The sequence below is a fragment of the Nocardiopsis ansamitocini genome, assembly GCF_030268225.1.
Lineage (GTDB): Bacteria > Actinomycetota > Actinomycetes > Streptosporangiales > Streptosporangiaceae > Nocardiopsis_D > Nocardiopsis_D ansamitocini.
Genome location: NZ_BSQG01000013.1, coordinates 25,741 through 50,331, shown reverse-complemented (window position 1 = coordinate 50,331; position 24,591 = coordinate 25,741). Strand labels below are relative to the sequence as shown.

General features: G+C 69.1%; 24 protein-coding genes, 1 pseudogene, 3 CRISPR repeat arrays and 1 riboswitch. Of the genes and pseudogenes, 13 read left to right on the top strand and 12 right to left on the bottom strand.

Annotated features, from left to right (window positions below; translation table 11 throughout):
• Positions 1-10 precede the first annotated feature (10 nt).
• Together QSJ59_RS23000 and QSJ59_RS22995 are read right to left on the bottom strand one after the other, a co-directional pair.
• The gene (locus QSJ59_RS23000) at positions 11-886 is read right to left on the bottom strand and encodes an NmrA family NAD(P)-binding protein (protein ID WP_285761837.1); all 876 of its coding nucleotides are present in this window, start codon (positions 884-886) and stop codon (positions 11-13) included.
• Between the two features lie 265 nt (positions 887-1,151).
• Positions 1,152-2,102 (bottom strand): GntR family transcriptional regulator, encoded by a 951-nt coding sequence (locus QSJ59_RS22995; RefSeq protein ID WP_285761836.1) that lies wholly within the window; start codon positions 2,100-2,102, stop codon positions 1,152-1,154.
• A 175-nt stretch (positions 2,103-2,277) separates the two neighbouring features.
• On the opposite strand from QSJ59_RS22995, the gene QSJ59_RS22990 reads away from it, so the two are divergent.
• Positions 2,278-3,585, top strand: a complete 1,308-nt coding sequence (locus QSJ59_RS22990; protein WP_285761835.1) for an aspartate aminotransferase family protein — start codon at positions 2,278-2,280, stop codon at positions 3,583-3,585.
• Between the two features lie 56 nt (positions 3,586-3,641).
• Positions 3,642-3,974: a CRISPR direct-repeat array (repeat unit 28 nt; unit sequence GGACCATCCCCGCGTGCGCGGGGAGCAC).
• 276 nt (positions 3,975-4,250) lie between these two features.
• Here QSJ59_RS22990 and QSJ59_RS22985 read toward each other — a convergent pair.
• A complete protein-coding gene (locus QSJ59_RS22985) occupies positions 4,251-4,790 on the bottom strand; it encodes a flavoprotein (protein ID WP_285761834.1) in 540 nt (179 codons plus the stop codon).
• A 222-nt stretch (positions 4,791-5,012) separates the two neighbouring features.
• A riboswitch (guanidine-III (ykkC-III) riboswitch) is annotated at positions 5,013-5,079 on the top strand.
• 12 nt (positions 5,080-5,091) lie between these two features.
• On the opposite strand from QSJ59_RS22985, the gene QSJ59_RS22980 reads away from it, so the two are divergent.
• Together QSJ59_RS22980 and QSJ59_RS22975 are read left to right on the top strand one after the other, a co-directional pair.
• A complete protein-coding gene (locus QSJ59_RS22980) occupies positions 5,092-5,406 on the top strand; it encodes a DMT family transporter (protein ID WP_285761833.1) in 315 nt (104 codons plus the stop codon).
• A gap of 1 nt (position 5,407) precedes the next feature.
• Positions 5,408-5,761, top strand: coding sequence for a DMT family transporter (locus QSJ59_RS22975; protein WP_285761832.1), 354 nt, complete (start codon positions 5,408-5,410; stop codon positions 5,759-5,761).
• Between the two features lie 166 nt (positions 5,762-5,927).
• Here the strand turns inward: QSJ59_RS22975 and QSJ59_RS22970 are convergent, their stop codons facing one another.
• The 3 genes from QSJ59_RS22970 to QSJ59_RS22960 form a co-directional block, all read right to left on the bottom strand.
• The gene (locus QSJ59_RS22970; protein WP_285761831.1) at positions 5,928-6,290 is read right to left on the bottom strand and encodes a hypothetical protein; all 363 of its coding nucleotides are present in this window, start codon (positions 6,288-6,290) and stop codon (positions 5,928-5,930) included.
• Positions 6,291-6,381: 91 nt separating this feature from the next.
• The gene (locus QSJ59_RS22965; protein WP_285761887.1) at positions 6,382-7,296 is read right to left on the bottom strand and encodes a CPBP family intramembrane glutamic endopeptidase; all 915 of its coding nucleotides are present in this window, start codon (positions 7,294-7,296) and stop codon (positions 6,382-6,384) included.
• Positions 7,297-7,349: 53 nt separating this feature from the next.
• Positions 7,350-7,913 carry a DUF3887 domain-containing protein gene (locus tag QSJ59_RS22960; protein ID WP_285761886.1) on the bottom strand — a complete coding sequence of 188 codons (564 nt, stop codon included), beginning with the start codon at positions 7,911-7,913 and terminating at the stop codon, positions 7,350-7,352.
• A 727-nt stretch (positions 7,914-8,640) separates the two neighbouring features.
• On the opposite strand from QSJ59_RS22960, the gene QSJ59_RS22955 reads away from it, so the two are divergent.
• Complete coding sequence (locus QSJ59_RS22955) at positions 8,641-9,207, top strand: dihydrofolate reductase family protein (protein WP_285761830.1); 567 nt, start codon at positions 8,641-8,643, stop codon at positions 9,205-9,207.
• Between the two features lie 227 nt (positions 9,208-9,434).
• Here the strand turns inward: QSJ59_RS22955 and QSJ59_RS22950 are convergent, their stop codons facing one another.
• A complete protein-coding gene (locus QSJ59_RS22950) occupies positions 9,435-9,896 on the bottom strand; it encodes an ArsI/CadI family heavy metal resistance metalloenzyme (protein ID WP_285761829.1) in 462 nt (153 codons plus the stop codon).
• A gap of 80 nt (positions 9,897-9,976) precedes the next feature.
• On the opposite strand from QSJ59_RS22950, the gene QSJ59_RS22945 reads away from it, so the two are divergent.
• The 4 genes and pseudogenes from QSJ59_RS22945 to QSJ59_RS24345 all read left to right on the top strand — a co-directional run.
• Positions 9,977-10,381 carry an ArsR/SmtB family transcription factor gene (locus QSJ59_RS22945; RefSeq protein ID WP_285761828.1) on the top strand — a complete coding sequence of 135 codons (405 nt, stop codon included), beginning with the start codon at positions 9,977-9,979 and terminating at the stop codon, positions 10,379-10,381.
• Entirely contained in the window at positions 10,378-11,460 is a 1,083-nt protein-coding gene (arsB, locus tag QSJ59_RS22940; RefSeq protein ID WP_285761827.1) for an ACR3 family arsenite efflux transporter, read from the top strand. The genes QSJ59_RS22945 and arsB overlap by 4 nt, the downstream gene beginning before the upstream one ends.
• Positions 11,453-11,890 carry an arsenate reductase ArsC gene (locus QSJ59_RS22935; protein ID WP_285761826.1) on the top strand — a complete coding sequence of 146 codons (438 nt, stop codon included), beginning with the start codon at positions 11,453-11,455 and terminating at the stop codon, positions 11,888-11,890. Before arsB ends, QSJ59_RS22935 begins: the two co-directional genes overlap by 8 nt.
• Before the next feature lie 74 nt (positions 11,891-11,964).
• Positions 11,965-12,350, top strand: a pseudogene (locus tag QSJ59_RS24345) (IS5 family transposase); the annotation flags it as partial.
• Between the two features lie 128 nt (positions 12,351-12,478).
• Positions 12,479-13,237: direct repeats of the CRISPR family, unit length 29 nt; unit sequence CGGTCCATCCCCGCGTGCGCGGGGCTCAC.
• A 302-nt stretch (positions 13,238-13,539) separates the two neighbouring features.
• Here QSJ59_RS24345 and QSJ59_RS22925 read toward each other — a convergent pair.
• The 3 genes from QSJ59_RS22925 to QSJ59_RS22915 all read right to left on the bottom strand — a co-directional run bounded on the left by QSJ59_RS22925 (position 13,540) and on the right by QSJ59_RS22915 (position 15,463).
• Positions 13,540-14,067, bottom strand: a complete 528-nt coding sequence (locus QSJ59_RS22925) for a DUF5753 domain-containing protein (protein ID WP_285761825.1) — start codon at positions 14,065-14,067, stop codon at positions 13,540-13,542.
• Complete coding sequence (locus tag QSJ59_RS22920; RefSeq protein ID WP_285761824.1) at positions 14,067-14,360, bottom strand: hypothetical protein; 294 nt, start codon at positions 14,358-14,360, stop codon at positions 14,067-14,069. The genes QSJ59_RS22925 and QSJ59_RS22920 overlap by 1 nt, the downstream gene beginning before the upstream one ends.
• Before the next feature lie 134 nt (positions 14,361-14,494).
• Positions 14,495-15,463: an ATP-binding protein gene (locus QSJ59_RS22915; RefSeq protein WP_285761823.1), complete on the bottom strand. Its 969-nt coding sequence runs from the start codon at positions 15,461-15,463 to the stop codon at positions 14,495-14,497.
• 335 nt (positions 15,464-15,798) lie between these two features.
• On the opposite strand from QSJ59_RS22915, the gene QSJ59_RS22910 reads away from it, so the two are divergent.
• Both QSJ59_RS22910 and QSJ59_RS22905 read left to right on the top strand, forming a co-directional pair.
• Positions 15,799-16,620, top strand: a complete 822-nt coding sequence (locus tag QSJ59_RS22910) for a helix-turn-helix domain-containing protein (protein ID WP_285761822.1) — start codon at positions 15,799-15,801, stop codon at positions 16,618-16,620.
• Complete coding sequence (locus QSJ59_RS22905) at positions 16,617-16,805, top strand: DUF397 domain-containing protein (protein WP_285761821.1); 189 nt, start codon at positions 16,617-16,619, stop codon at positions 16,803-16,805. The genes QSJ59_RS22910 and QSJ59_RS22905 overlap by 4 nt, the downstream gene beginning before the upstream one ends.
• Positions 16,806-16,989: 184 nt before the next feature.
• Positions 16,990-18,055: direct repeats of the CRISPR family, unit length 29 nt; unit sequence CGGTCCATCCCCGCGTGCGCGGGGCTCAC.
• Positions 18,056-18,231: 176 nt separating this feature from the next.
• Here the strand turns inward: QSJ59_RS22905 and QSJ59_RS22900 are convergent.
• Positions 18,232-19,239 (bottom strand): oxidoreductase, encoded by a 1,008-nt coding sequence (locus tag QSJ59_RS22900; protein ID WP_285761820.1) that lies wholly within the window; start codon positions 19,237-19,239, stop codon positions 18,232-18,234.
• 437 nt (positions 19,240-19,676) lie between these two features.
• Here QSJ59_RS22900 and QSJ59_RS22895 point away from each other — a divergent pair, with 437 nt between their 5' ends.
• Positions 19,677-20,474 (top strand): carbon-nitrogen hydrolase family protein, encoded by a 798-nt coding sequence (locus tag QSJ59_RS22895; protein WP_285761819.1) that lies wholly within the window; start codon positions 19,677-19,679, stop codon positions 20,472-20,474.
• Between the two features lie 79 nt (positions 20,475-20,553).
• Here QSJ59_RS22895 and QSJ59_RS22890 read toward each other — a convergent pair whose 3' ends face one another.
• Positions 20,554-21,579, bottom strand: coding sequence for a glycoside hydrolase family protein (locus tag QSJ59_RS22890; protein ID WP_285761818.1), 1,026 nt, complete (start codon positions 21,577-21,579; stop codon positions 20,554-20,556).
• A 197-nt stretch (positions 21,580-21,776) separates the two neighbouring features.
• Between QSJ59_RS22890 and QSJ59_RS22885 the strand changes: the two genes are divergently transcribed.
• Both QSJ59_RS22885 and QSJ59_RS22880 read left to right on the top strand, forming a co-directional pair.
• Positions 21,777-22,865, top strand: coding sequence for a LacI family DNA-binding transcriptional regulator (locus tag QSJ59_RS22885; RefSeq protein ID WP_285761817.1), 1,089 nt, complete (start codon positions 21,777-21,779; stop codon positions 22,863-22,865).
• A 29-nt stretch (positions 22,866-22,894) separates the two neighbouring features.
• Positions 22,895-24,517, top strand: a complete 1,623-nt coding sequence (locus QSJ59_RS22880; protein WP_285761816.1) for an FAD-dependent oxidoreductase — start codon at positions 22,895-22,897, stop codon at positions 24,515-24,517.
• The last annotated feature ends 74 nt before the right edge of the window (positions 24,518-24,591 follow it).

Genomic DNA, 24,591 nt, shown 5'->3' with positions numbered 1-24,591 from the left:
GCTGCCCCGGTCATCCGGCGAGCAACGGACGCAGGGTGTCGTATGCCCAGCCCGCCAGCGTGGTGGGGGTCGTGGTGGTGGCGTCGCGGGGCTGTTCGGGGACGAGACCGCGTGTTCCGGCGGTCATCCCGACGATTCCCTCCACCGCGCCGGGCGGCAGGCCCACCGAGCGCAGCGAGTCGCGGACGTCGTCGTCGGTGACGGTCTCGGTCCGGATCGGTCGGCCGAGGGCGTCGCCGAGGATGTCGGCGACCCGGACGTCGCTGAGGTCCTCGGGGCCGTGCACGGCCTGCACCACGCGTCCGCCCCAGGTGTCGTTCAGGAGCCGGGCCGCGACGACGTCCCCGATGTCGCGCGGGGCCACCCACGGCCGGGGCCGGGCGGGATCGGCCGCGGAGGTCACCACGCCCGCCCGCAGTCCGTCGAGGTCGAGCAGCAGGTTCGTGAAGAAGTAGCCGCAGCGCAGGTGGAGCACGGCTGCGCCGGTGGCGTCGAACTGCTCCTCGATCCTGGCAAGGCCGTCGATGTGGCCGGCTCCGTTCCGTTTCTCGGCCCCCACGCTGCTCAACAGGACGAGTCGTGCGACGTCGCCGTCCCGGGCGGCTTCCGCGACGGCGGACGCGGTGCGCTGCGAGGTCCCGACGGGGTCGGCGGCGGTGTGCGGGGTGGGGTCCACCCAGAAGACCGAACGCGCGCCCGCGACGGCGGCACGGACGAAGGCGGCGTCGGTGAGGTCCCCCCGGTGCACGTCGACCCGGTCCCGCACATCGGCGGCCAGCCGCGCGGGGTCCCGCACGAGCACCCGCGGCCGGACACCGGCCTGTACGAGCAGTTGGACGACGCGCGAACCGACGTGCCCGGTGGGGGTGGTGACGACAATGGTCATGGCGGTTCCCTCTTCTCCGCTCGCGGCAGCACTCACCCTCATCCTCCGTGTACCCGGTCGGGGGCGGGTTCTCCCGGCGGGGCGGGCCTCAGGACAGGAGGGGTCGGCCGCCCTACCGTGTGCCGCCTGCGGATTCGGGACACGGTCCAGCCGTTCCCCCGTGCAAACGGACCCTCCGGCTCCACCGCGCGGACCGTCGCTCGACGACGGCGGGGACCCCGCGGGACCAGGGGCGGTCGGGCACGCGGCCGTCAGGTCCGCCGCGTCACGCGAGCGAGCCGTACGCGCCGCTGCGCTTGGCGGCCTGCATGTCGCCGACGACCTCGGCCACCATGCGGATCGACGCGGTGTCCAGCACGTTGCCGAACTCGATGACGTCGACCCGTCCGTCGAGGCGGGACTTCAGCTGGGGCATCTCGCTGGGGATCACGACGAGGTCGGTGCCTTCGATGTCCTCGTCACCGGTGCCGTGGAGGACCGTGATGTTGGTGATCCCCGACTGCACCAGCGAGTCCTGGATGCTGAGGGCCTGTTCGTCGGTGGAGTACCAGATGCCGACCGTTCGATCCTTGGCGACCGAGGCGATCCGGACCAGCGTCTGCACGTGGGGTGCGACGACGATCGCGACGACGTCGGTGTCCGTGCGGCGCCATAGCCCGCGGACCTCGGCCAGGTGGAAGAACGTGGTCAGGACGAGATCGGCCTGTTCGCCTTCTGGTTCGAACTCCCCGAGCACGAGCGGTTTCACCGCGAGGCCGATGTGTTCTTCGAGTTCGCTCGCGAAGTACCATGCCCGGTCGGCGTTGCACTCGACGAAGGAGACCTTGAGGAGGTCCTCCTCGGCGCGCAGGGCGAGGCTCGTCACGAGCGTCTGGATCTCGGCGACGGACAGGCCGAGGTCGATGCATTCCCTGGTTGCCGCCTCCAAGACCGTTCGGGCCCGGTCGCGGGCCGGCGAGCCCTCCCGCGCGGGGTCGGGGCCCACCACGATCGTCCCACTGCGCCCACGGCCTTCGACTAGGCCAATCTTGCTCAGCTCCAGGTAGGCGCGGGCCACGGTGTTGCGATTGATGTGCAGGTTGTCGGCCAGCAGCCGGGCACTGGGAAGCGCCTGCCCCGCAGTCAGATCGCCCGCCTCGATCATGAACGACAGCTGGGTGACGATCTGGCGGTAGACGGGCACGTCGGAGTGACGGACCAGCTGTATGTTGTCCACCGGTTCCCACTTCCCCCTCCGCCGAACGCGATCGACCTATTGTAGCTATCCCCGTGTCCGCGCTCGTGGCCCGATATTTTGCTAGGCCCAAACGGTCTTGACCCCCATTTGTTCGGCCTAGTTCAATAGGCCAAACAAATGAGGTTCACCGCGTGGCGCCGAGACGGGAGCAAAGATGGACCAGAGGTTCTGGCAGCACGCCACCGACCACTTGATCAGATACGGGGTCCCCTTCACCCCGCGCGTCATCGAGCGTGCCGCCGGCCCGTACGTGTACGACGCCGACGGAAGAGCGATCCTGGACTTCACCTCCGGGCAGATGAGTGCGCTGCTGGGCCACTCGCATCCCGACGTCGTCCGGACGGTCGCCGAAGCCGTGGGGACCCTCGACCACCTCTACTCCGGGATGCTGAGCCGCCCCGTGGTCGAGCTCGCCGCGCGGCTCTCCGATTCCCTTCCGGACTCCCTGAGCCGCATGCTGCTCCTCAGCACGGGGGCGGAGTCGAACGAGGCCGCCATCAAGATGGCCAAGCTGTATACGGGCAATTACGAGATCGTGGCCTTCGACCGCTCGTGGCACGGGATGACCTCCGGCGCGGCCGCGGCCACCTTCTCGGCCGGCCGGCGCGGCTACGGCCCCCCGATGCCGGGCAACCTCACCCTGCCCACGCCCAACGCCTACCGTTCGCCGTTCAGGCACGCGGACGGCTCCTACGACTGGGAGACCGAACTCGACTACGGGTTCCGGCTCGTCGACCAGCAGTCGTCCGGCAGCCTCGCGGCGTGCTTGATCGAGCCGATCCTGTCCTCCGGCGGGATCATCGAGCTTCCCGAGGGGTACCTCGCCCGGCTGAAGGAGCATTGCGCGGCACGGGGGATGCTGCTGATCGCCGACGAGGCGCAGACCGCCCTCGGGCGCACCGGGACCATGTACGCGTTCGAGCACGACGGCGTCGTCCCGGACCTACTCACCCTGTCGAAGACCCTCGGTGCCGGGCTGCCCGTCGCCGCGGTGATGACGTCGGCGGAGATCGAGCAGGTGTGCCACGACCGCGGTTTCCTCTTCTTCACCACCCATGTCTCGGACCCGCTCGCGGCTTCCGTGGCGCTGACCGTGCTGGACGTCCTGGAGCGGGATTCGCTGGTGCACCGAGCGCAGTCACTCGGCAAGGAGCTGTCGGAGCGGTTGCTGGACCTGCGCGACCGTTTCGACGTGGTCGGCGACGTGCGCGGCCGTGGCCTGCTCCAGGGCATCGAACTGGTGACGGACAAGGCGAGCAGGTCACCGGCCGACCGGCTCGGCCAGGCGGTGACGAGCGCCTGCCTGGAGCGGGGGCTCCACATGAACATCGTGCAGCTGCCCGGCATGGGCGGGATCTTCCGCATCGCCCCGCCGCTGACGATCGAGGCCGCCGACCTCCATACGGGCGTCGACATTCTCGAAGCGGCCCTGAGCGAGGTGCTGGCGTCGACCGGAAGCTGAACTGAGTCGCGCGCGGGGAGCACCACTTGTGAGGGCCGGAGTTCGCGCTCCGGCCCAGACCACCCCCGCGTGCGCGGGGAGCACGAGATAGATGCAGGGGGTTAGCGGGCGGCGAGGGGACCATCCCCGCGTGCGCGGGGAGCACCCCGGAGATACCGGACGGCTCGCCGCCTGTTTCGGACCATCCCCGCGTGCGCGGGGAGCACCCGGCTGAGGAGACGGGGTTCGATATCGCGGAGGGACCATCCCCGCGTGCGCGGGGAGCACCACGACCCCGCCCCTGGCCACGCCGCGGATCGGGGACCATCCCCGCGTGCGCGGGGAGCACAACATCCTCGCAGGCGGAGGAGCCTGCCTCTGCGGACCATCCCCGCGTGCGCGGGGAGCACCCTTAATGACCTGGGACTCTACCAGCGGGCAACCCCCATTTCATTCACTTGTCGAGAAAAGAAAATTCGACACGAAAGCACGCTTTCTTTACTCCACTACGGGATCGATGCAAATCGACCAGGCAGGTGAAACCCGACTCCGACTACCGGGCCGATTCCCATCGGAGAACACGGCGGATAAAGCCTGCCGGGGAAGAGGGCTCGAACGGCCTGAAGGCAAGCACGAAACCCTGGGCGACGATGCCGACGGGAACCCCTGAAACGGTGCCGTCGAAGTCACCCCGCTCCAGCTTCACCGGCGCCGAGCCGGCCAAGGCGTTCGATCACGCGCTCCCAGGACGGCAGGCGTTCGCCCTGCGGGGCATCGGCGTCGAAGAACACGTCCACCCCCATTCGTCCCAAAGTGGCGAGGCTGGCCGAGAAGGCGGGGTGGCGCGCCAACTGGGGGCCGACATTGGGCACGACCAGCATCGGCACCCCGTACCCGGCCATCTCGCACATCAGGGAAACGACGAAGTTGTCGGCGATGCCGTTGGCGAACTTGTTCACCGAGTTGAAAGTGAACGGGCAGGCCAGGAGAGCATCGGGGGGCGGCAGGCTCTTGCCCGTCCCCGGGGCGCGGTAGGCCACCCGCACCGGTTCACCGGTGAGGTCCTCGATGGCTTCGAGGTCGTGGAACCGGGTCCCGTCCGGCGTGCACAGAACGGTCACGTTCCAGCCGGCCTCCTGGGCCGACCGCACCAGTTCCACCGAGGAACGGGGAATGCCCGCTGCCGCCATCGTCAGATACAACTCGCGCGTACGGGGGGTCGTCATGAACGGAGTCTAGGTAGTCACCGTTCGCCCCCTCGGGGGCGGGTCGAACCGTGTCGGCGCGCCCTTTCGGCAAGCGCGACCGGAATCGGCGGCGAAGCAGGGCGGTGGCGGGCGGCCTGTCCGGTGAAGGCGGGTGCAACACCGCCGGATGGCGAGGCCGGGAGGCACCGCATGGAGATCGACGTCACAGCATTGTGCTGACCTGGTGTTGTACAGTCACCGGTGGGGCCCGGCACGTGGGCCCGCGGACGAGGGAGCAGTACCCGCACCACGACAAGACTGACTCATGAGGAGTTCTGTCATGTCGTGGTTCCTGCTCGTCGCCTCGGGCATGTTGGAGGCGGTGTGGGCCGTAGCGCTCTCGGCCTCCCAAGGGTTCAAACGGTGGCGTCCCACCGTTCTCTTCTTCGTCGCCCTGCCGCTGAGCCTGGCAGGTCTGGCCTACGCGATGCTCGACCTTCCCACCGGCACGGCCTATGCGGTCTGGGTCGGCATCGGCGCGACCCTGACCGTGGTGTGGGGATTTGTCACCGGCCAGGAAAGGGCGACCCTGGCGCGGGCGCTGCTCCTGCTCCTGCTGGTCGGCTCCGTCGTCGGCCTCAAGGTGGTGAGCTGACATGCCGTGGATCGTTCTGCTGGTCAGCGCCGTTTTCGAAGCCGTCTGGGCCACGGCCCTGGGCATGTCGAACGGGTTCACCGAGACGGGCCCGACCCTCGTGTTCCTCGGCGCCTTGGCCGTGAGCATGCTCGGCCTGGGGTGGGCGGTGAAGCACATTCCCATCGGCACCGCCTACGCGGTGTGGGTCGGCATCGGCGCCGCGCTGACCGTGACCTACGCGATGGCCACCGGAACCGAAAGCGTCTCGGTGGGCAAGGTCGTGTTCATCGCCGGGATCATCGCCTCGGTCATCGGCCTCAAGCTCATCCCGGGCAGGTCGAGGACCGAGCCTCAAGAAGACGCCGGGCGTTGACCGCCGGGGGGTGGGGAGCCGGTTGACGACTCGCCACCCCCTCCGGCCGCGGGGGCCGCTCCCCCGGTCCCATCGCCACGCAGAGATCTGGGGCAGAGGCGGCGTCCGATGCGAGTGTGGGCCTTCGACGGGCCGGGGCGCTGCCCCTCTGGCCTCACCGTGGTGATCAGCGGGCGCCGAGGGCGCTGTTGATGGTATCGATGACCTCGGCCGGGTCGTCGACCGTGAGGATGAGGCGGTCGAAGCGTTCGGTGGAGTCGAGCCCGACGACGATGGCGGGTCCGTCCCCGGAGACGTTCCAGAAGTTCTTCTTTCCTTTGGCGTGGAAAGTGCCCGACAGTTTGCCGGGGAGGTGGAGGCCGGGAGCGCGCACCCCCTTGGGTTCGTGCATTACGTCCGGGTCGAAGGACGCGCCTCTCACATGCGCGAGGGGGATCTGGAGGCGGCGCGTGAACGACCACGCCTTGTCCAGGCCCAGCGGCTCGACCACCAGGTGGCCGTCGGTCACGGTGACTCGGTTGCGGCTCATGAGGACTCTCCTTCTTTCTTCGTCGTGCGGTCCTGCGCGGACCAGGGGCCGACCGTTCACCTGCTGTGCCGGCGCCCCGGTCATGCTCCGGTTACTTCGACGCCGGGCCGGAGGGGTGCTTCGCGGGGGTGAACTCCCCCATGGCGACGAGGGCCGCGACGAACACGAGCGGCACGATCCACCCGCTCCAGCCGAGGATCGTCGCCTGCGTGGTGTCGATGTGCTCTCCCGCCTGTGCGAAAAGGAGGTAGGTCCCACCGGCCCCGTTGAACGCGGCGTGGGCGAGGGCCGCCGGCCACACGGATCCCGACCGGAGCCGCAGCCAACCGAAGACCGCGCCGATCGGGATGCACATGCCGACCATCGCGGTCAGGGCGAGCCAGCCCGGCGCATCCGGGTAGTTGTATCCGAGGAGGATGAGCGGAGCGTGCCACAGGCCCCAGACCACGCCCATGGCCAGGAGGGCCGTGGGCGTACCGAGCGGCATCAGTTTCGGGAGCAGCCACCCGCGCCACCCGAGTTCCTCCCCGAGCGCCGGGACGAGGTTGATGAACGCCGCCATGGGGAGCAGGAGGACCTGGAGGGCGACGAGCACGCCGATCGACAAGGGGAGGCCGGCCGCTCCCGTTTGCGCGTTCAGGGTCTGCTGGAACGCGGAGAAGTTCACGAAATCGGCCGGGTAGACCCCCAGCAGCGCGCCGACCGGAAGCGCCACCAGGACGAGGGCGATGGACACGACGATCCCCAGCGCGGAGTAGCCGAGCAGTCTCAGGACCGGCCTCAACGGCCACAGCCCGAGCGTCCACGCCTTTTGCTGCGGCCGTTCCACGAAGAACACCACGACGAGGGCGGCGATCGCGGGGGTCGCCATCACGGCCATGGCCACGAGGGGGAACCAGGGGGTGGCGAGCCCGTCACCGAACCAGAGCGGGAGCGCGACCAGCCAGGAGAGCGCGAACGCGATGGCGACGAACACGCCGACGGACCGCAGGTCGCGACGGCTCATGCGGGGTCTGCCCGGGGTCATGGACGTGTCCGGCCCGCCCGGGGATTCGACGGTCACGGTGTCTTCTCCTCGAAGATGTAGAGGCCGGCGATGGTGCGGTCGTCGCGGAAGGTGATTCGTGCCGTGTAGTCGCCGGCCTCCAACGAGAGCGGCGTGTTCGTGACCGTCACATCGCCGGCCCGGGCGATCTCCGGTTCCCCCTGTCCCTCGAAAGCTCCGGACAGGCCGACGATCTGCGCCCACGCTGCGGCGAGCGCGTCCTCCGACAGGCCGTCGCGCATGGCCGGATCGAACCGCTCGGCGACACGCGGCCATTGTCCGGACGCGAGGTCGCGGATCACCGAGGCGGCCAGTTCGGCGACGCCCGGCAGTGGTGTGGTGTTCATTGGTTCTCCTGTTCGTGGATCGGTCGGCTTCCCATAGCGCTGGAACGCCGCTTGCCGGCTCACGCCGAGCGCATCGCCGACGACTTGCCACGTAACGCCGTCCTGGCGCGCCTGCTGCACGACAGCACGCACGACGTCATCGGCAGCCGCACGGATGTTCACGGCGTGTCCTATCGAGTCGACCCAGTCGTCGCCCCTGGTCAGGACACGTGACGCGAGGAACGCCTCCATGCGTGCCTTCAACGCTTGCATTGCGCCTGTCAAATCTTCTTGCACTTGTAAACCTTACCTTGACATGTGGGCTGTGTGCCAGTCGAGGTCCCCTTCTACAAGACGGCCCCGCCGGGACGCCCACGACACCACGAACCTTTTGATCACCCGGGCCTGCCGAAGGCCGGGGCGGCTCCCGATAGGCGGTGACCGCGCTCGCGCCCGGGAAGCACGGACGCCTTGCCGGGGCCCTATCCGAGGGAGTTCCGGGACGATGTCGCGGTGATCACCCCCGCCGCAGAGGTCAGCCGGGCCTGCGCCCTCCACGTCTTCGGCGCCGCCACGGCCTCGGGTGCCCCGGGCAGGGATGCGGAGCGTCCGCAGACCTCGTAGGCGGTGACAGCACACGACGGGCCGCGTGCGCCCTGCGCAGATCGCGGACCGCTACCGCGAACCGATCGCCAACGGCGACCTCGGCGAGGACGAACGCTTGTCAACCGTGGCCGATCTCGCCACATGGACAGCGCAAGCGACGCAGGCCGGCTTGGCCTCCGGAAAGGATCGGTCCGGGTTTCGGCGGTCCCCTGCGGTCAGGGAAGAGTCTGCCGATGAGACACACGTGGTGCCGGCCGGGTTCGCCGCGGGGCCGACGCAACCGCGGACACGTCCACGCGCCGCTCCAGGTTTGTCGGACCCCGTTGAGAGGATGTCTCCACCGTCGTCCTGCCCAAGAAATGAAGTGTCTTCGTTGCGCACCTTGATCGTCACCGCGTTCGTGTCCCTGGACGGCGTGATGGAGGCCCCTGGGGGTGAACCCGGTTACCGCAACGCCGGATGGACCTTCAACGCCGTCCCCATGGACGAGGCCGCCTATGAGATCAAGGCCCGGGAACAGCGCGAGGCCGGAGCACTGCTGTTGGGGCGCAGCAGCTACGAGGCGTTCGCGCCGGTGTGGCCCTCGATGACCGAGGAGTTCGCCGGATACAACGCGATGCCCCGCTACGTCGTCTCCACCACCCTCACCGAGCAGGATTCGCGCTGGCCCGCCACCGTCCTGCGTTCGCTCGACGACGTCGCCGCCCTCAAGGCGACCGAGGGCAAGCCCGTCATCGTCAACGGCAGCGCGACCTTGGCCCGCTCCCTCGCCGACGCCGGCTTGGTCGACCGTTACCACCTGCTCGTCTTCCCACTGTTGTTGGGCGCGGGCAAGCGTTTGTTCAGCAGCACCGACAAGGACTTGACCACGCTCTCCCTCGTCGAGCACGAGGTGTACGCCAACGGCGTCCAGAAGCAGGTTCTCGACGTCGTCGGCTGACTCGGGCCGCTGCTCTCGAAACCACGGCCCGGGGCACCCGATGCGGGTGTGGGGTGGCGGCGGCAAGGGGGGCGGGGGTCTACCCTCGCGCTCTTGCTGGCTGGGGGACAGGTCCGGGCCCCGCCCCCTTGTCGCGAGCGGGTCCCACAAGGTGGATGGCGCATTCGACCGGTGCCCGACACGGACTTGACCACCCGCGCCGGACACCTTGCATCGGTGATGACGGGTCAGCTTGAAGTGCAGCAGCTCCCGTTGTCCGCGACAGGAGTGTTCGAGGCGGTGGCCTGGGCAGTGATGGCGTCGATGTTCTTGCCCATCTGGCTGGTGTCGCCCTTCACCACATAGACCTCCCAGGGCTCTCTGCCGGGGCCGTGAACCCAGACCTTGTCCTGAAGCGCGTAGCAGCAGGAGGTGTCGTTCTCCTCGAACGTGGCCAGGCCCGCGTCTTTGAGCCGGGTTGTCGCGGCCCCGACCTGGTCCGTGTGGTCGACCTCGATTCCGAGGTGGTCAAGGCGGGTGCCCTGCCCAGGCTCGCCCTCGATCAAAACGAGTTTGAGCGGGGGCTCAGTGATAGCGAAGTTGGCGTATCCGGGGCGACGTTTGGCAGGTTCGACGCCGAACAGCTTGGAGTAGAAAACGACGGATTCTTCCAGATCGGCGACGTTGAGAGCGAGTTGGACACGGGACACGGGCGTCTCCTCGATTCGATTGCATCGATGTTTGTCTATCTAAAGTTGCGCACTGGATCGAAGTTTGTCAACATAGAAGAATGTCGAAACAAGAGGGTGGGGTGCCCGAGGCATTCCCGGGCCGGCTAGCCCCTGAGTGTTGCCCGGCTCTGCTGGGGGCTCCCCTGGGCGAGGAGCAGGCCGTGGAGTTGGCGCGGGTCTTCAAGGCGTTGGGTGATCCGGTGCGGCTGCGGTTGCTGTCGATGATCGCTTCGCGGTCTGGGGGTGAGGTGTGCGTGTGCGACCTGACCCCCGCCTTCGACCTGTCGCAGCCCACGATCTCGCACCACTTGAAGTTGTTGCGCGAAGCCGGGCTGATCGCCTCGGAGCGGCGGGGGACGTGGGTGTACTACCGGCTGCTCCCCGCCATGACCGACCGGTTGGCCGCTCTCTTGGCCCGTCCCGCCGCACAGCGGGCGGACGTGTCGACGGAGGAAGCTTCGTGACCGCCCCACCCGCGCAGGGGGCTTCGGCGGTCGCGGGGCGGCTGGGAGTGCTCGACCGGTTCCTGACGGTGTGGATCTTGGTTGCGATGGCTGTTGGCCTGGCGCTGGGGCGGGTGTTTCCCGGCGTCGGTGAGGCGCTGGCCGGGGCGGACGTCGCCGGAGTCTCACTGCCGATCGCGGTGGGGCTGCTGGTGATGATGTACCCGGCACTGGCCAAAGTCCGATACGACCGGTTGGGGGCGGTCACCGGTGACCGGCGGCTGCTGGTTTCGTCCCTGGTCGTGAACTGGCTGGTCGGGCCCGCGGTGATGTTCGCCCTGGCGTGGCTGTTCCTGCCCGACCTTCCGGAGTACCGGACGGGGTTGATCATCGTCGGGCTGGCCCGGTGCATCGCGATGGTGATCATCTGGAACGATCTGGCGTGCGGCGACCGGGAGGCAGCGGCCGTGCTGGTGGCTCTCAACTCGCTGTTCCAGGTAGTGGCGTTCGGTCTGCTGGGTTGGTTCTACCTGTCGGTGCTGCCGGGATGGTTGGGGCTTGAACAAGCCGCGTTGGACGTGTCGGTGGCCACAATCGCCGGTTCGGTGCTGGTCTTTCTCGGCGTACCACTGCTGGCGGGGTTCTTGACCCGGCGTCTGGGCGAGAGGGCCCGGGGCCGCACCTGGTACGAGACGCGGCTGCTCCCGCGCCTGGGGCCGCTCGCGCTGTACGGGTTGCTGTTCACCGTTGTGCTGCTCTTCGCCCTGCAAGGCGAGGCCATCACGTCGCGGCCCTTCGACGTCGCGCGCATCGCGTTGCCGCTGCTGGTCTACTTCCTGGTGATGTGGGCGGGGTCCCTGGCCCTGGGCCGGGCACTGGGGATGGGATACGCGCGCTCGGTGACGCTGGCGTTCACGGCTGCGGGCAACAACTTCGAATTGGCGATCGCGGTGGCCATCACCACTTTCGGCGCCACCTCGGGGCAGGCGTTGGCCGGAGTGGTCGGCCCGCTGATTGAAGTCCCCCTCCTCATCGGCCTTGTGTACGTGGCGCTGGGGGCACGCCGTTTCTTCCCCGAGAAAGGCCCTGTTCATGTCTGAATCCACGCCATCGGTGCTGTTCGTGTGCGTACACAACGCCGGCCGCTCACAGATGGCTGCGGCGTTCCTTGAGCATCTGGCCGGGGAACGCATCGAAGTTCGCTCTGCCGGGTCGGCACCGGCCGACACCGTCAATCCGGCTGCGGTTGAAGCGATGGCCGAAATCGGTATCGACCTGAGCGCCGCCGTTCCGAAGATCCTGACGGCGGACGCGGTACAGAGTTCTGACGTGGTTATCACGATGGGCTGTGGTGATTCCTGCCCGTTCTTTCCCGGGACGACGTACCTGGACTGGGAGTTGACCGACCCTGCGGGGAAGGGTGTTGCGGCGGTGCGTCCGATCCGTGACGAGATCCGCCGACGGGTCACCGAGCTGGTGGCTGAACTCCTGTCGCCGTCAGCTGAGCACTCCGGGCAGGCGCAAGACTGAAAAGCCGCGCCTGCGGCAGGTCATGACGACCGCGCCTCGTTCCTTGAACACGGCGGCCATTGCCTGGGTTCCGCACCGGGACGGCCTGGCGCGACGTGCCCGAGCGATACGGGACGTGGGCCACACTCCACACTCGTTTTCGCAGGTGGGCGGCGGACGGAACGGTTGACCGGATGCTGCGGACCGCCCAGGCCGAGGCGGACACGGCGGGCGACATCGACTGGCTGGTGTCCGTGGACTCCACCGTCGTCCGTGCCCACCGGCATGCGGCCGGGGCCCGAAAAAGGGGCTCCGCGCCCCGGCCCTCGGCCGGTCCAGAGGCGGCCTGACCAGCAAGGTCCACCTGGCCTGCGACGGTCGGGGCCGCCCGCTCGGCTTGGTCATCACGGGCGGCAACACCAACGACTGCGCCCGGTTCACCTGTGTGGGGCTCGGATGGCAACGATGTCTCCCTTCTCGATGAGCTCGCGGGCTTTGGTCACGGCGGTCGGCTTGAACTGGGAGACGATGGCGGCCTTGACGGCGTTTCGGACTTTGCGGGTGCAGGTGGGGCCGTAGCCGGTGGCTACGGAGGGGATGGACCGGAGGGGGTCCATCCCCGCGTGCGCGGGGCTCACTCCTGCTCCCAGGAAGCTACCTGCTGACGTCCCGGTCCATCCCCGCGTGCGCGGGGCTCACCGACGTGTCCTGGAGGGCGAAGAATTGAGGTCCGGTCCATCCCCGCGTGCGCGGGGCTCACTGACGCCTCCGACGTAGCCGGACCACATGGACGGTCCATCCCCGCGTGCGCGGGGCTCACGTTTGACTTTGGCGAGTGACCCCGGTGCGAAGCGGTCCATCCCCGCGTGCGCGGGGCTCACATCGCGGCCGTCATCGCCCCGATCATGTTGCTCGGTCCATCCCCGCGTGCGCGGGGCTCACAAACCCGCTCATGGAGGCCCCCAGCGCGGCCTTGGTCCATCCCCGCGTGCGCGGGGCTCACCTCGGCAAGGCTAAGTCGATCAACTATCTGCGCGGTCCATCCCCGCGTGCGCGGGGCTCACAAGCCGTTTGGGATGTTTTGGTGGACCCGGATCGGTCCATCCCCGCGTGCGCGGGGCTCACCGCGAGCTCGTCGGGGCCGTGGGCGTGGGTGTCGGTCCATCCCCGCGTGCGCGGGGCTCACTCGTAGATCAGCCGGTGACGGAGCCGCTTGTACGGTCCATCCCCGCGTGCGCGGGGCTCACACCCGGGGGGCCGTCCTGGCCCCCGGTCCGACCGGTCCATCCCCGCGTGCGCGGGGCTCACCCACACCGGCGTCACCATCGCCGCCGCCCGTCGGTCCATCCCCGCGTGCGCGGGGCTCACAGTTAATGACCTGGCACTTTGCGAGCCGTTACCATTATGAGATCTTCGGTGAGACGTCCAGCATCCCTATTATCCACCCACTCCCACCCCCTGTCAGACCAACCACTCCCCCACCCCCACCAGGCACTACGCCCACGACATGCGGCCAAGCAGGGCTTCGCGGCAGGGACCTCCAACAGATACGACACCCCCACTACGCGGGAAAGGCGGAAGCGATTGCGGAAGGAAACCGTCCGCATTACCCCTCGCGACTCGTCGATCACCTGCGTTGAACCGGTACGACACTCCTTCCAATCCCCCGCTCAGAGCCGGTAGGGGTGGGCGGCGTGGAAGAGGTCGTGGAAGTGGGCGAGGTAGTGGCGGGTGTCGGTGATCGGCAACGCTAAGGGGAAGGGGATGGCCTCCACCGTGGTGGCGTTGTCGGTGATGGTGAACCCACACGACCAGATCACCGGGGGGTCGTGTTTCTCGGGCAGGACGCGCAGGGTGACGTGTGGCAGCTCGGCCAACGCCAGGAGCAGCAGGTGTTGTTCGGTCATGGTCTCTACCCCACCGATAGGGCGGCGCAGCGCCGTCTCGGTCACCACGTAGGTACGGGGGTGTTCGGCGTCGATCAGCAGACGCTGACGGCGCATCCGGATCGCCACGACCTCTTCCACATGCTCAGGCCGCAGCAACCCCGAAGCGGTCAGGACCGTGCGGGCGTAGGTAGCGGTTTGCAGGGGCGCGGGCACGATCGAGGGTGCGAAGGCACGGATGCGGCCGTGGGGTTCATCCAAGGCCAGGTTGCGTTGGTGTTTGACGAGCGCGCCCGAGACGTCACCACCCATCAGGGGGTGTCCTGACCGGGAGAGTCCGCGTGGCCCAGCGGACCGGTGTGGTTGGCAGGGCTAGTGCGCGGGGTTTCGCGCAGCAGGTCGTGGAACTGCGCTGCGGGGTAGCGGCGTGCTCCGCCGGGGGTGGTCACGTAGGTGATGAGGCCGTGGGTTCCCCACCGGGCCACGGTGGAGGCGTCCACCCCGAACAGGGTCGCGACCTGGTGGTTTATCAAGAGGGCGCCGTGGACGCCTTCCAGCGGCGTATCCGGGTCGGGGCCGGTGGGGGCGGGGTCAGTGCAAGACATGAGAGTGAAAGGTCCGTTCGGGCAGAACCGGCACACGCCGCGAGAGGGCAGGCGCACACCTGGTGGTCGAGGGGTGGGAGGGGCCGCACGTCGGGGTGAGCGAACGCGCGGCCCCTCGCTTGAGGGCCGGTCACTCACCGGCCGGGGCGGTCCGAGGAGCCGGCGTGGTCGTCCAAGGCCCGCTGCTCGGCGCCGAGATCGTGGGCGCGCACGCGCGGTGCGGTGTAGGCGCGCAGCGGTGAGGGCGGCTCGTACACGTGCAGGCAGTGATCCAACAGTTCGATGTCGGACACCGCCACGACGTGGGCGGTGACCCGGTTGCGCGCGGCATAAGGCGCGGCCTCGCCATAGCGGTAAGTCACCTCCCACAAAGCCGAATGCGACTCCGCGACCTCAGCGAAACGGGGATAGTCCGGAATACGCGGCACCACCCGCGCCTGACGCACAGGCACAGGCTGCGGTCCAGGCACATGCGGCGCGGCACCGGGAGCACCTGTGCAGTGGCGGCCCACCCGCCGGGCAGGCATCACCGCCGCCACCACCAACACACCCGCCAACACCAGCAGACAGAGCAAACGGGGCGGAGTTTCCTTCCGGTGACGTGCGGCCGTTGGACGAGCGCGGTCCACCGAATGCCCTTCTCTCTCCCCGCACGGTCGCGCCCGGGTCAGAATCGACGCCTCGGTTTCGGGGACTCCCACCACCCATTCCAGGGTGAAGAACACGCCCGGCCTGTGGGCCGTGGTGCCCCACTCGGTAGCCAGCACCGCGACCAGGAACAACCCGCGCCCGTGTTCGGCGTCCGCCTCAGGCGTGCGCACGCGGGGACGGTTCAACACGTCGTGGGGATGACGGTTCTTCACCTCCACCCGCACCCTGCCCGCATCCACGCGCACCTCGACGCCATAAGACGCTCCTGGATCACCGCTGTGGGTATGTGTGATGGCGTTGGTCGCAAGCTCACTGACCAACAACTCAGCGGTCTGACTCACCTCAGGGGGAACGACCGCTTCGGGGGCGGTGGCCAGGGCTGCGGCGACGAACCGCCGCACCTCGGCCACACTGCCGGGAACCCCGGGAAACACCGCCGTGCACACCGCCATCACGCCACCCAGCCATTCACGCGTCGTACGTAGAAGCGCACCCGCCGGGTTGTTCGCACAAAGGGGCGTTGAGGGGCGAGTCGGGCACTAACCTTGTCCATAGAGTCTCCACCTGGCCATTCCAGTCGTGGGGGCTTAAGGCCCTGCCCGGCGTTGGGAGCGCTGGACAGGGCCACTTACGTCTCAACGGCACAAATGCCGCCTTTAAGCGCTAAGCAGTGCTTCACAACAAGACTCTCCAAGCCAGCTCACAGCGTCTAGCATTTGAACTGAACCCCTAATTTTTCTTCAAAAAAGCCCATGTGCTTTCAATGTTTTTTGAATAAACTTGAAGCATGCCAAAAAGAGTTAAATCTCAGTGGTTGGGGTTCGGTGGAGAACTGAAGAGATGGCGCGAACAGGCCGGGTTGACCCAAGGTCAACTCGGCGACCGGGTCTCAATTTCGTACGGCCTGGTGAGCGCTTTCGAACGCGGCGTACAAGCTCCAAAACTGGAGCATATTGAACGAATCGACCAAGCCCTTTCAAGCAAAGGCTCCCTGATCCGCTTGTGGCACGCGGCGAACAAGGGCAACGGACTGGCAGCCTGGTTCAGGGGGTTGGCAACCTTGATTCAACAGGCGTCCGAACTACGTGAGTACAACCCCATGCTCATACCAGGACTGCTACAGACGGAAAGCTACGCACGGGCAATCCTGCGCGCCGGGCAGCCCAGCTACACAGATGACGAGGTCGAAGAACAGGTCTCGGCTCGCATGAGCCGCCAATCCGTCCTCACCTCACATCCTCAGCGTCGCCCCCCTCATTTGGTCGAAATCCTTGACGAAGCGGTCTTGCGGCGCCCGGTCGGAGGAGCTGAGGTGATGGCACAACAGTTGACACGCTTACTTGAAGCAACATCAGAATCGCGAGTAATCGCGCAGGTCATTCCCCTTAGCACTGAATACCCTCCGGGGCTTTCCGAAGCCTTCTCACTCTTCACAGTCCCGGATCGGGGTGAAGCCGTCTACATGGAGACCCGAATGTCTGCGCTGGCAATCGATGATGCCAAGGTGGTAGCGGCATACACCCGCCACTTTGGGGATCTACGTGGCGCGGCGCTACCCCCGCCAGCGTCTCGGAAGTTGATCGAAGAGATTCGAGGAGAGTTCTCATGAGTACAGACCTGGCCTGGCACAAGTCCAGCTACAGCAACCAGACCGGCGGTCACTGCGTAGAGGTCGCTGAAAGCGCGCATACCGTACTGGTGCGCGACACCCAGAACCGAGACCTCGGACCCATCGGCGTCTCTACCGGAGCATGGGGCACCTTCCTTGCCGAGGTGAAGACGGGACACCTGTAACCGCACAGCAAGCGACGACAACCCTCGGGGGCCTCTCCGGGGGTTTTGTCACACCCAGCACTGGCCAGCGAGAGGAACGGTATCGACGAAACAAGCCGTACGGATGCCTCACACGAGGCGAACGTCGCAACAAAAGAGAAGCAAGCGGACCGCCAACCCTAGTAACGACCTTGCTGGCAACCGTGGGTCCATCCCCGCGTGCGCGGGGAGCACAATCCGAAGTGGTGTCCCAAGAGTCGATCAGAGGGACCATCCCCGCGTGCGCGGGGCTCACCGCCACCACGTCCAGGGATGGTGCAGCCACCTCGGTCCATCCCCGCGTGCGCGGGGCTCACGTCCAGGACACCACCGTCCTGGGCAACGTCGCCGGTCCATCCCCGCGTGCGCGGGGCTCACCGCGTTGTTTTCGTCGGAGCCCTGCACGATCGCGGTCCATCCCCGCGTGCGCGGGGCTCACAACACCCCTGGCCCGGAGGCACCACACAGGATCGGTCCATCCCCGCGTGCGCGGGGCTCACCCTGGCTTTCTTGGGCCACAGGGACCGGATCGCGGTCCATCCCCGCGTGCGCGGGGCTCACGCGGAGTGAGACGGTCAGCACGGATGAGCATCCGGTCCATCCCCGCGTGCGCGGGGCTCACAGTATGACAACAAGCCCAAGCGTCAGCGATACCGGTCCATCCCCGCGTGCGCGGGGCTCACGTGCGGGTGGTCGGCGACGACCTTCTTAATGGCGGTCCATCCCCGCGTGCGCGGGGCTCACGTGGGGTTGAGCGTGGCCGAGGCCGATCTGATCGGTCCATCCCCGCGTGCGCGGGGCTCACGCCGCGGCTGTCCGACCCACCTCCATGGATTTCGGTCCATCCCCGCGTGCGCGGGGCTCACCGAAACTGTGAACACTCCGCAGCAACCGACCGCGGTCCATCCCCGCGTGCGCGGGGCTCACCGCGACCATTATTGTCGAAGACATTGGCCCGGCGGTCCATCCCCGCGTGCGCGGGGCTCACATCCCGCCCGCGAGGAACACGGGACGCTCACCCGGTCCATCCCCGCGTGCGCGGGGCTCACGGGCGCGAGCCCGACATGAACACGATCTGGGGCGGTCCATCCCCGCGTGCGCGGGGCTCACCGAGGGTTGGTCGCGGTCAACAACAAGCTGCGCGGTCCATCCCCGCGTGCGCGGGGCTCACTCGTGCGCCATGTCATCCGCAGCGTCCGGTGAGGGTCCATCCCCGCGTGCGCGGGGCTCACCGTTAACGACCTGCGACTTTGCGGGGCGTTATCGTAATGAGATCTGGCTTTTCGCCGCCGCAACGTCCTCGCCTCAACCGTAGCGAAGAGCGCGGGTCGCTGTCTGCGGCCTGGAGGTTCAGGAGCATCCCCGAGCATTGCGGGTTGTGCCCGGCACAGTCCGGCAGGACTTCGGTTCAGCTTGGGCCAGCAGGTCCCCCGGACGGGGCCGGGGGCAGATCGTAGGTGACGTTCGTGAGCCGTTCCGACTCCGCCCACAGTCGCCGGCCCGTCTCGGGGTCGTACGCTCGACGGTGGTAGGCGCACGAGACGGGGGCACCGCGCAGGCCGCCGAGGCCGGCGGGGCCGTAGTACTCGCCGCCCCGCACCCCGGGGTCGGTGGCGGCCCGCAGAAGCGGAAGCGCGCCGGCCTCGGCCGAGTGCCCCGCGATTTGGGCGAAGGCGTCGAAGAGTGCTCCCAGCGTCCCGCCCCCGCCCAGGCGGGATCCCTTGCGACCGAGTTCGGTGGTCGCGACCCCGGGATGCGCACCGACCGCGATCACCGGGGAGCCCGCCGCGCCCAGACGGCGCTGGAACTCGACGGCGAAGACGGCGTTGGCGAGCTTGGCCGCGTTGTAGGCGGTCATGGGGCTGTAGCGGCGCTCTGCCTGGAGGTCGGTGAAGTCGAGGCGCCCGGACTTGTGCATGATGCTGCTCACCGCCACCACCCGCGCCGACGGAGCCGCCTCCAGCAGCGGCAGGAGCAGGCCGGTCAGCGCGAAGTGGCCGAGGTGGTTGGTGGCCAGTTGCAGCTCGAAGCCCTGGGCGCTGAGAGTGCGGCGGGGGACGGCCATGACCCCGGCGTTGTCCACGAGCAGATCCAGGGCATCGGTGCGTTCCGCGGCCTCGGCGGCCCCTTTGCGCACCGATTCCAGGTCGGCGAGGTCCACCTCGACCAGTTCGGCCGCCGCACCGGGCACCTGGGCGCGCAGCAGGTCCAGGGCCGCCTCTCCGCGCGTGGTGTCGCGGACCGCCATGAGGACGCGGCAGCCCCGTTGCGCCAGGTGCAGTGCGACGCGCAGGCCGAGGCCGCCGCCCGCCCCGGTCACCAGGGCGGTGCGCCCGGACTGGTCAGGGATGTCGGCGGCGCTCCAGCGCGGCATGGCGGTTCCGATCGGCAAGGCGACAAGGGCACTGACGATCATGCCCTACCGTCCCCGAACAGCGGTGGCGGGGACGGCGTGGCGTGGCGGTGAAAGGGGCAGGGATGGGGTCGGGCATCTGCTTGCACACCGTGCTCCGGGGCGATGGTTCCACCGGTGGCCGGCCCCGGGGCGGCCACCGGTGTTCTCGCCACGGTCCGCCTCGGGTGTCCTTGGTGCGCGGGGCCGTAGGTATCTGCCGGTACAGGCGATCCGGGAGCCGGACCGGTGGACTCGATCGCCCGCTTCGCCCCGCCTGGGGTGAGGCCGCGCCGGGCGGGCCCGATATCAGCGGGGCAAAGAGGTGGGTGTCCTTTTCAGGAACTCGTAAGCTCGGTCCCGAGCCGACGCGGCCGACGACCCTCCTTATATACAACGTGGATGCGCAATCGTAGTGACCGGCCCGGTCCGCCGGGCCGCCGACCGCAAAGGATGTTCCCATGCGCGTGGCGCTCTGCCAGATCGCCTCGACCGACTCCCCCGACGCCAACCTGGGCCTGGTCCGCGCGGCCGTGGCCGAGGCGGCCCAGGCCGGGGCGCGGCTGGTCGTGCTGCCGGAGGCGGCGATGGCGCACTTCGGTGCCGACCTCGCGGCGGCGGCCGAGGAACTGGACGGCCCCTGGGCCTCGGGGGTGCGCGCGATCGCGCGCGAGCACGGGGTGGCGGTGGTGGCCGGGATGTTCGCGCCGGCCGGTGACGGGCGGGTGCGCAACCTGTTGTTGGCCACCGGCGCGGACGTGGAGGAGGTCTACCAGAAGATCCACGTCTTCGACGCCTTCGGCCACCGGGAGTCCGACGCCGTCCAGCCGGGCGAGGACGTAGTGACCGTCGACGTCGACGGGCTGCGGGTGGGCCTGGCCACGTGCTACGACGTGCGCTTCCCCGAACTGTTCCGGCGCCTGGCCGACGCGGGCGCCGAGGCGATCGTGGTGGGTGCCTCGTGGGGGGCGGGCGAGGGCAAGCGCGAGCAGTGGGAGCTGTTGACCAGGGCGCGCGCCCTGGACTGCACCTCGTGGGTGTTGGCCTGCGGCCAGGCCGACCCCGCGGCCTCGGGCGAGGAGGTCACCGGCACCGCGCCGCGCGGCATCGGCTACAGCGCGGTGATCGCGCCCAACGGGCAACCGGCCGCCGTGCTCGGGGCCGCACCCGGCGTGCTGGTGGCCGACATCGACACCGAGGCCGTGGAGTCGGTGCGCTCGGCCATCCCGGTGCTGCGCAACGCCCGTCTCACCCGCTGACCGTGCAGGCGTCCGGCCGGGGCCGGCGGTCTCGGCGCGGCGCGCTGCACGACCGGCGGGGACGGGGAGGGTGCGCGGATCAGACCTGGCGGGCGATGGCGATGGTGGCGCCCAGGCGGTTGCCCGCCTCGTAGAACATGTAGTGGACGCCCCCGTCGCTGCCGAAGGAGGGGGCGGCCGCACGGCCGTTGTCGGGGGCCCCTTTCAGGGGCGTGTGGAAGGCGCCCAGGTGCTTGCGGAGGGTGAAGTCCTTGCCGACCTCGGTGATGCGCATGCCACCGTTGCTGGTGTGGTAGACGACGTAGGCGCTGTTGTTGCGGGTCAGCAGGTGCGGCGCGGAGATGTTGGCCGCGCCCACCGCGGAGGGCAGCACCAGCGGCTGCTGGTCGTAGGTCCAGTTGATGCCGTTGGCCGACCAGCCCCAGCCGATCGAGCGCGTGTTGGCGGTGCTGTTGCGCATGAAGAGCATGACGTAGCGGGCGCCACGGGCGGGCAGGGAGTGCTCGAACACCCGGGCGTAGGAGGTCTCGGTGGTGCCGGGCAGCATTCCGGTGTTCAGCACCACGCCCTGGTAGCGGAAGTTGATGCCGTCGGTGGAGCGCGCGAGCCGGGTCGTGTTGTTCTCCCCGTGGTAGTAGAGCCACATCTCCTTGGCCGCGCTGTTCCACATCACGTGCGGCGAGGACACGTGCGAGACCGAGTGGTGCGGTGACCAGTTGCGGCCCACGATCGGGTTGCCCGGGTACTCGGTGAAGGGCCCCTCCAGCGAGTTGGCGTGGGCCAGGCAGATCCCGCCGGGGGCGTCGTGGGGAGCGTAGTAGAGGTAGAAGCGGCCCCGGGCGCTCGACAGGCGTCCGACCGTGCCCCGGATGGTGGGGAAGATGAACTCCCCGGTCGGGTTGTAGGACAGCGCGTTCTTGTTGAAGGCCGTGCGCAGGTAGCGGTAGCTGGGGAAGCCCGCGGGCCCGGCGGCCGAGGCCCCGGCGGCGGTGGCGACCCCGGCGCCGGCGAGCGCCGCCCCCGTTCCCAGGAGGACGGCGCCGCGCAGTACCGAGCGGCGCGACGGGGCCGAGTGGTCGGGTCCGGGTCCGGTGTCGTGGGTCATGGCGGGCGCTCCCGTCGTGAGGTGCAGGGGAGGCCGAGTGTGTGCTCCGTCACTGTTCGCCGTCAAGGCCCTAATACGTATTAGTAGAGCCAAGAATTAACTTCGTGGAAATTCCCGCGGAATCGTTGACATTTAACGGCGGAGGGCTCAGATTCTTGTCCTAATGCGCATTAGGAGCCAATAGGACAGGAGTTTCCATGGTCGGCGATAGGGCGAGGGCGAGCGGCCGGGCCCGGCCGCGGCAGTCCGATATCGCCCGGGCAGCGGGGGTCTCCCAGACCACCGTGTCGCTGGTGCTGGGCGGCAACAAGGCCGGCGTCGTGCTCGCGGAGGAGACCAAACGCCGGGTGGTGGAGGCGGCCGACGCCCTGGGCTACGTCCCCGACCCCATCGCCACACGCCTCGCCTCGGCCCGCAACGACATGCTCGGCCTGTTCACCTTCTCCGCGACGTTTCCCACCGAGGTGGCCCACTCCTACTACCCGATCCTGGTGGGGGTGGAGGAGGAGGCCGCGGCCCTGGGCCAGGACCTCATCCTGTTCACCGGCTCCAGCGGCGCGCCGCCGCGCGCGGCCGGACCGGCCGCGCTGCACCGCGTCCGCGTGGCCGACGGCTGCCTGTTCTTCGGCCGGCACGTCCCCACCGAACAGGTGGAACGGCTGGTGGAGGGCGGCTACCCCCTGGTCTACATCGGCCGGCGCGACGAGCTGGAAGGGCGCCTCCCCTACGTCGGCGCCGACTACGTGCCCGCCTCCGCCGACGTCGTGCGCCGCCTCGCCGACCTCGGACACCGCCGCCTGCGCTATGTCCGCGAGAACGACGACGCCCCCGCGTCCACCGACCGTGAGAACGGCGTGCTGGCCGGCGCCCGTGCGGCCGGCATCGACCTCGACGGCCTGGTGGTGCGCACCGACGGCTCCGACATCGACGCCCGCCGGGTGCGCGCCTGGCGCGACGAGGGCGTCACCGCCCTTGTCACCGAGGAGACCGACACCGGCGCGGCCCTGGCCGCACTGACCGGGGCCATCGCGGACGCCGGCCTGCGCTGCCCCGAGGACCTCTCGCTGGCGATGCTCGGGGACCCGCCGGCGGCCGGGGCGGCGTCCGCGCACATCAGCGGGTTCACCGTGCCGCGCCGGGAGATGGGGCGGCGCGCCGTGCGCCTGCTCACCCAGCTCATCACCAACCCCCCCGACCAACCCCCACCGCCCCTGCAACAGCTGGTGCCGTGCGAACCCGTCGTCGGGAGCACCATCGGCCCTGCCGGCCGGCAGGGGCAGCAGTGACCGCAACGATCAACCCAGAAAGGCCGATCATGTCCGACCGCGCAACCGAAATCCTCGTCGTGGGCGGGGGGCTCGGCGGAGTCGCGGCGGCCCTGGCCGCCGCACGCGCCGGCAACCGAGTGGTGCTCACCGAGCCGACCGACTGGATCGGCGGCCAACTCACCTCCCAGGCGGTGCCGCCCGACGAGAACCCCTGGATCGAGCGCTTCGGCGCCACGGCTGCCTACCGCGAGGTCCGCGACGGCATCCGCGACTACTACCGCCGCCACTACCCCCTGCGGGCCGAAGCCCTGGACCTGGTCGACCTCAACCCGGGCGCCGGGCGGGTCAGCAAGCTGTGCCACGAACCGCGGGTCGCGCTGGCCGTCCTGGAATCACTGCTGGCGCCCCATCGCGCGTCGGGGCGGTTGACCCTGCTGCTGGAGCACCGCCCGGTGGCCGCCGAGACGGTCGGCGACGAAGTGCGTTCGGTGACCCTTGAGGGCCCTGGCGGGCGCCGCACCACCGTGGCCGCCGACTACGTCCTGGACGCCACCGAGGACGGCGACCTGCTTTTGCTGGCGGGGGTCGAGCACGTCACCGGCGCCGAATCCCGCGCCGAGTACGACGAGCCCCACGCCCCCGAGAAGGCCGACCCGCTCAACCTGCAGGGCATCACCTACTGCTTCGCGATGTCCTACCACCCGGGCGAGGACCACACCATCGAGCGCCCGGAGATGTACGACTTCTGGCGCTCCTACCAACCCGACTTCTGGCCGGGCCCGCTGCTGGGGCTGACCGCGCCCGACCCGCGCACCCTGGAGTCGGTGGAGCGCACCTTCGTGCCCAACCCCGACACCGACCCGCTGGCGGTCAGCGCCGACCAGAGCGCCGACGCCGGCGACAAGGAACTGTGGGGTTTCCGGCGGATCCTGGCACGCGGGATGCACCGGGCCGGTGCCTTCGACTCCGACATCACCCTGGTCAACTGGCCGCTCAACGACTACTGGCTCAAGCCCGCCCTGGAGGTCGAGGGCCTGGTGGACGCCGATGCGGTGGCCCGGGCCCACCACGAGGCACGGCAGTTGTCGTTGTCGGTGCTGTACTGGTTGCAGACCGAGGCGCCCCGCCCCGACGGCGGGACCGGCTTCCCGGGACTGCGCCCGCGCCCCGACGTCACCGGCACCGAGGACGGCCTGGCCAAGGCCGCCTACGTGCGCGAGTCGCGGCGCATCCGCGCGGTCACCACCGTCACCGAGCACGACGTCTCGCTGGACATCGTGGGGCCCTACGGCGGCACCCGCCACCCCGACTCGGTGGGGGTGGGCAGCTACCGCATCGACCTGCACCCCTCCACCAGCGGCGACAACTACATCGACGTGGCAAGCGTGCCCTTCGAGATCCCGTTGGGCGCCCTGCTGCCGGTGCGGGTGCGCAACCTGCTGCCCGCCGCGAAGAACATCGGCACCACGCACATCACCAACGGGTGCTTCCGGCTGCACCCCGTCGAATGGAACATCGGCGAGGTCGCCGGGCGCCTGGCCGCGTTCGCCCTGAGCCACGGCGTGCGCCCGCACCAGGTGCGCGAGGACGCCGAACTCCTGGACGGCTTCACCCGCCTGCTGGACCGGACCGGCGTCGAGCGGCACTGGCCCGACGTCCGCGGCTACTAGGTCCCACCACACCCGCCGGCCGCGGCGGCGTCCCCGCCAGGGGCGTCGCCGCGGCGGGGCGGGGCCACCCCCAC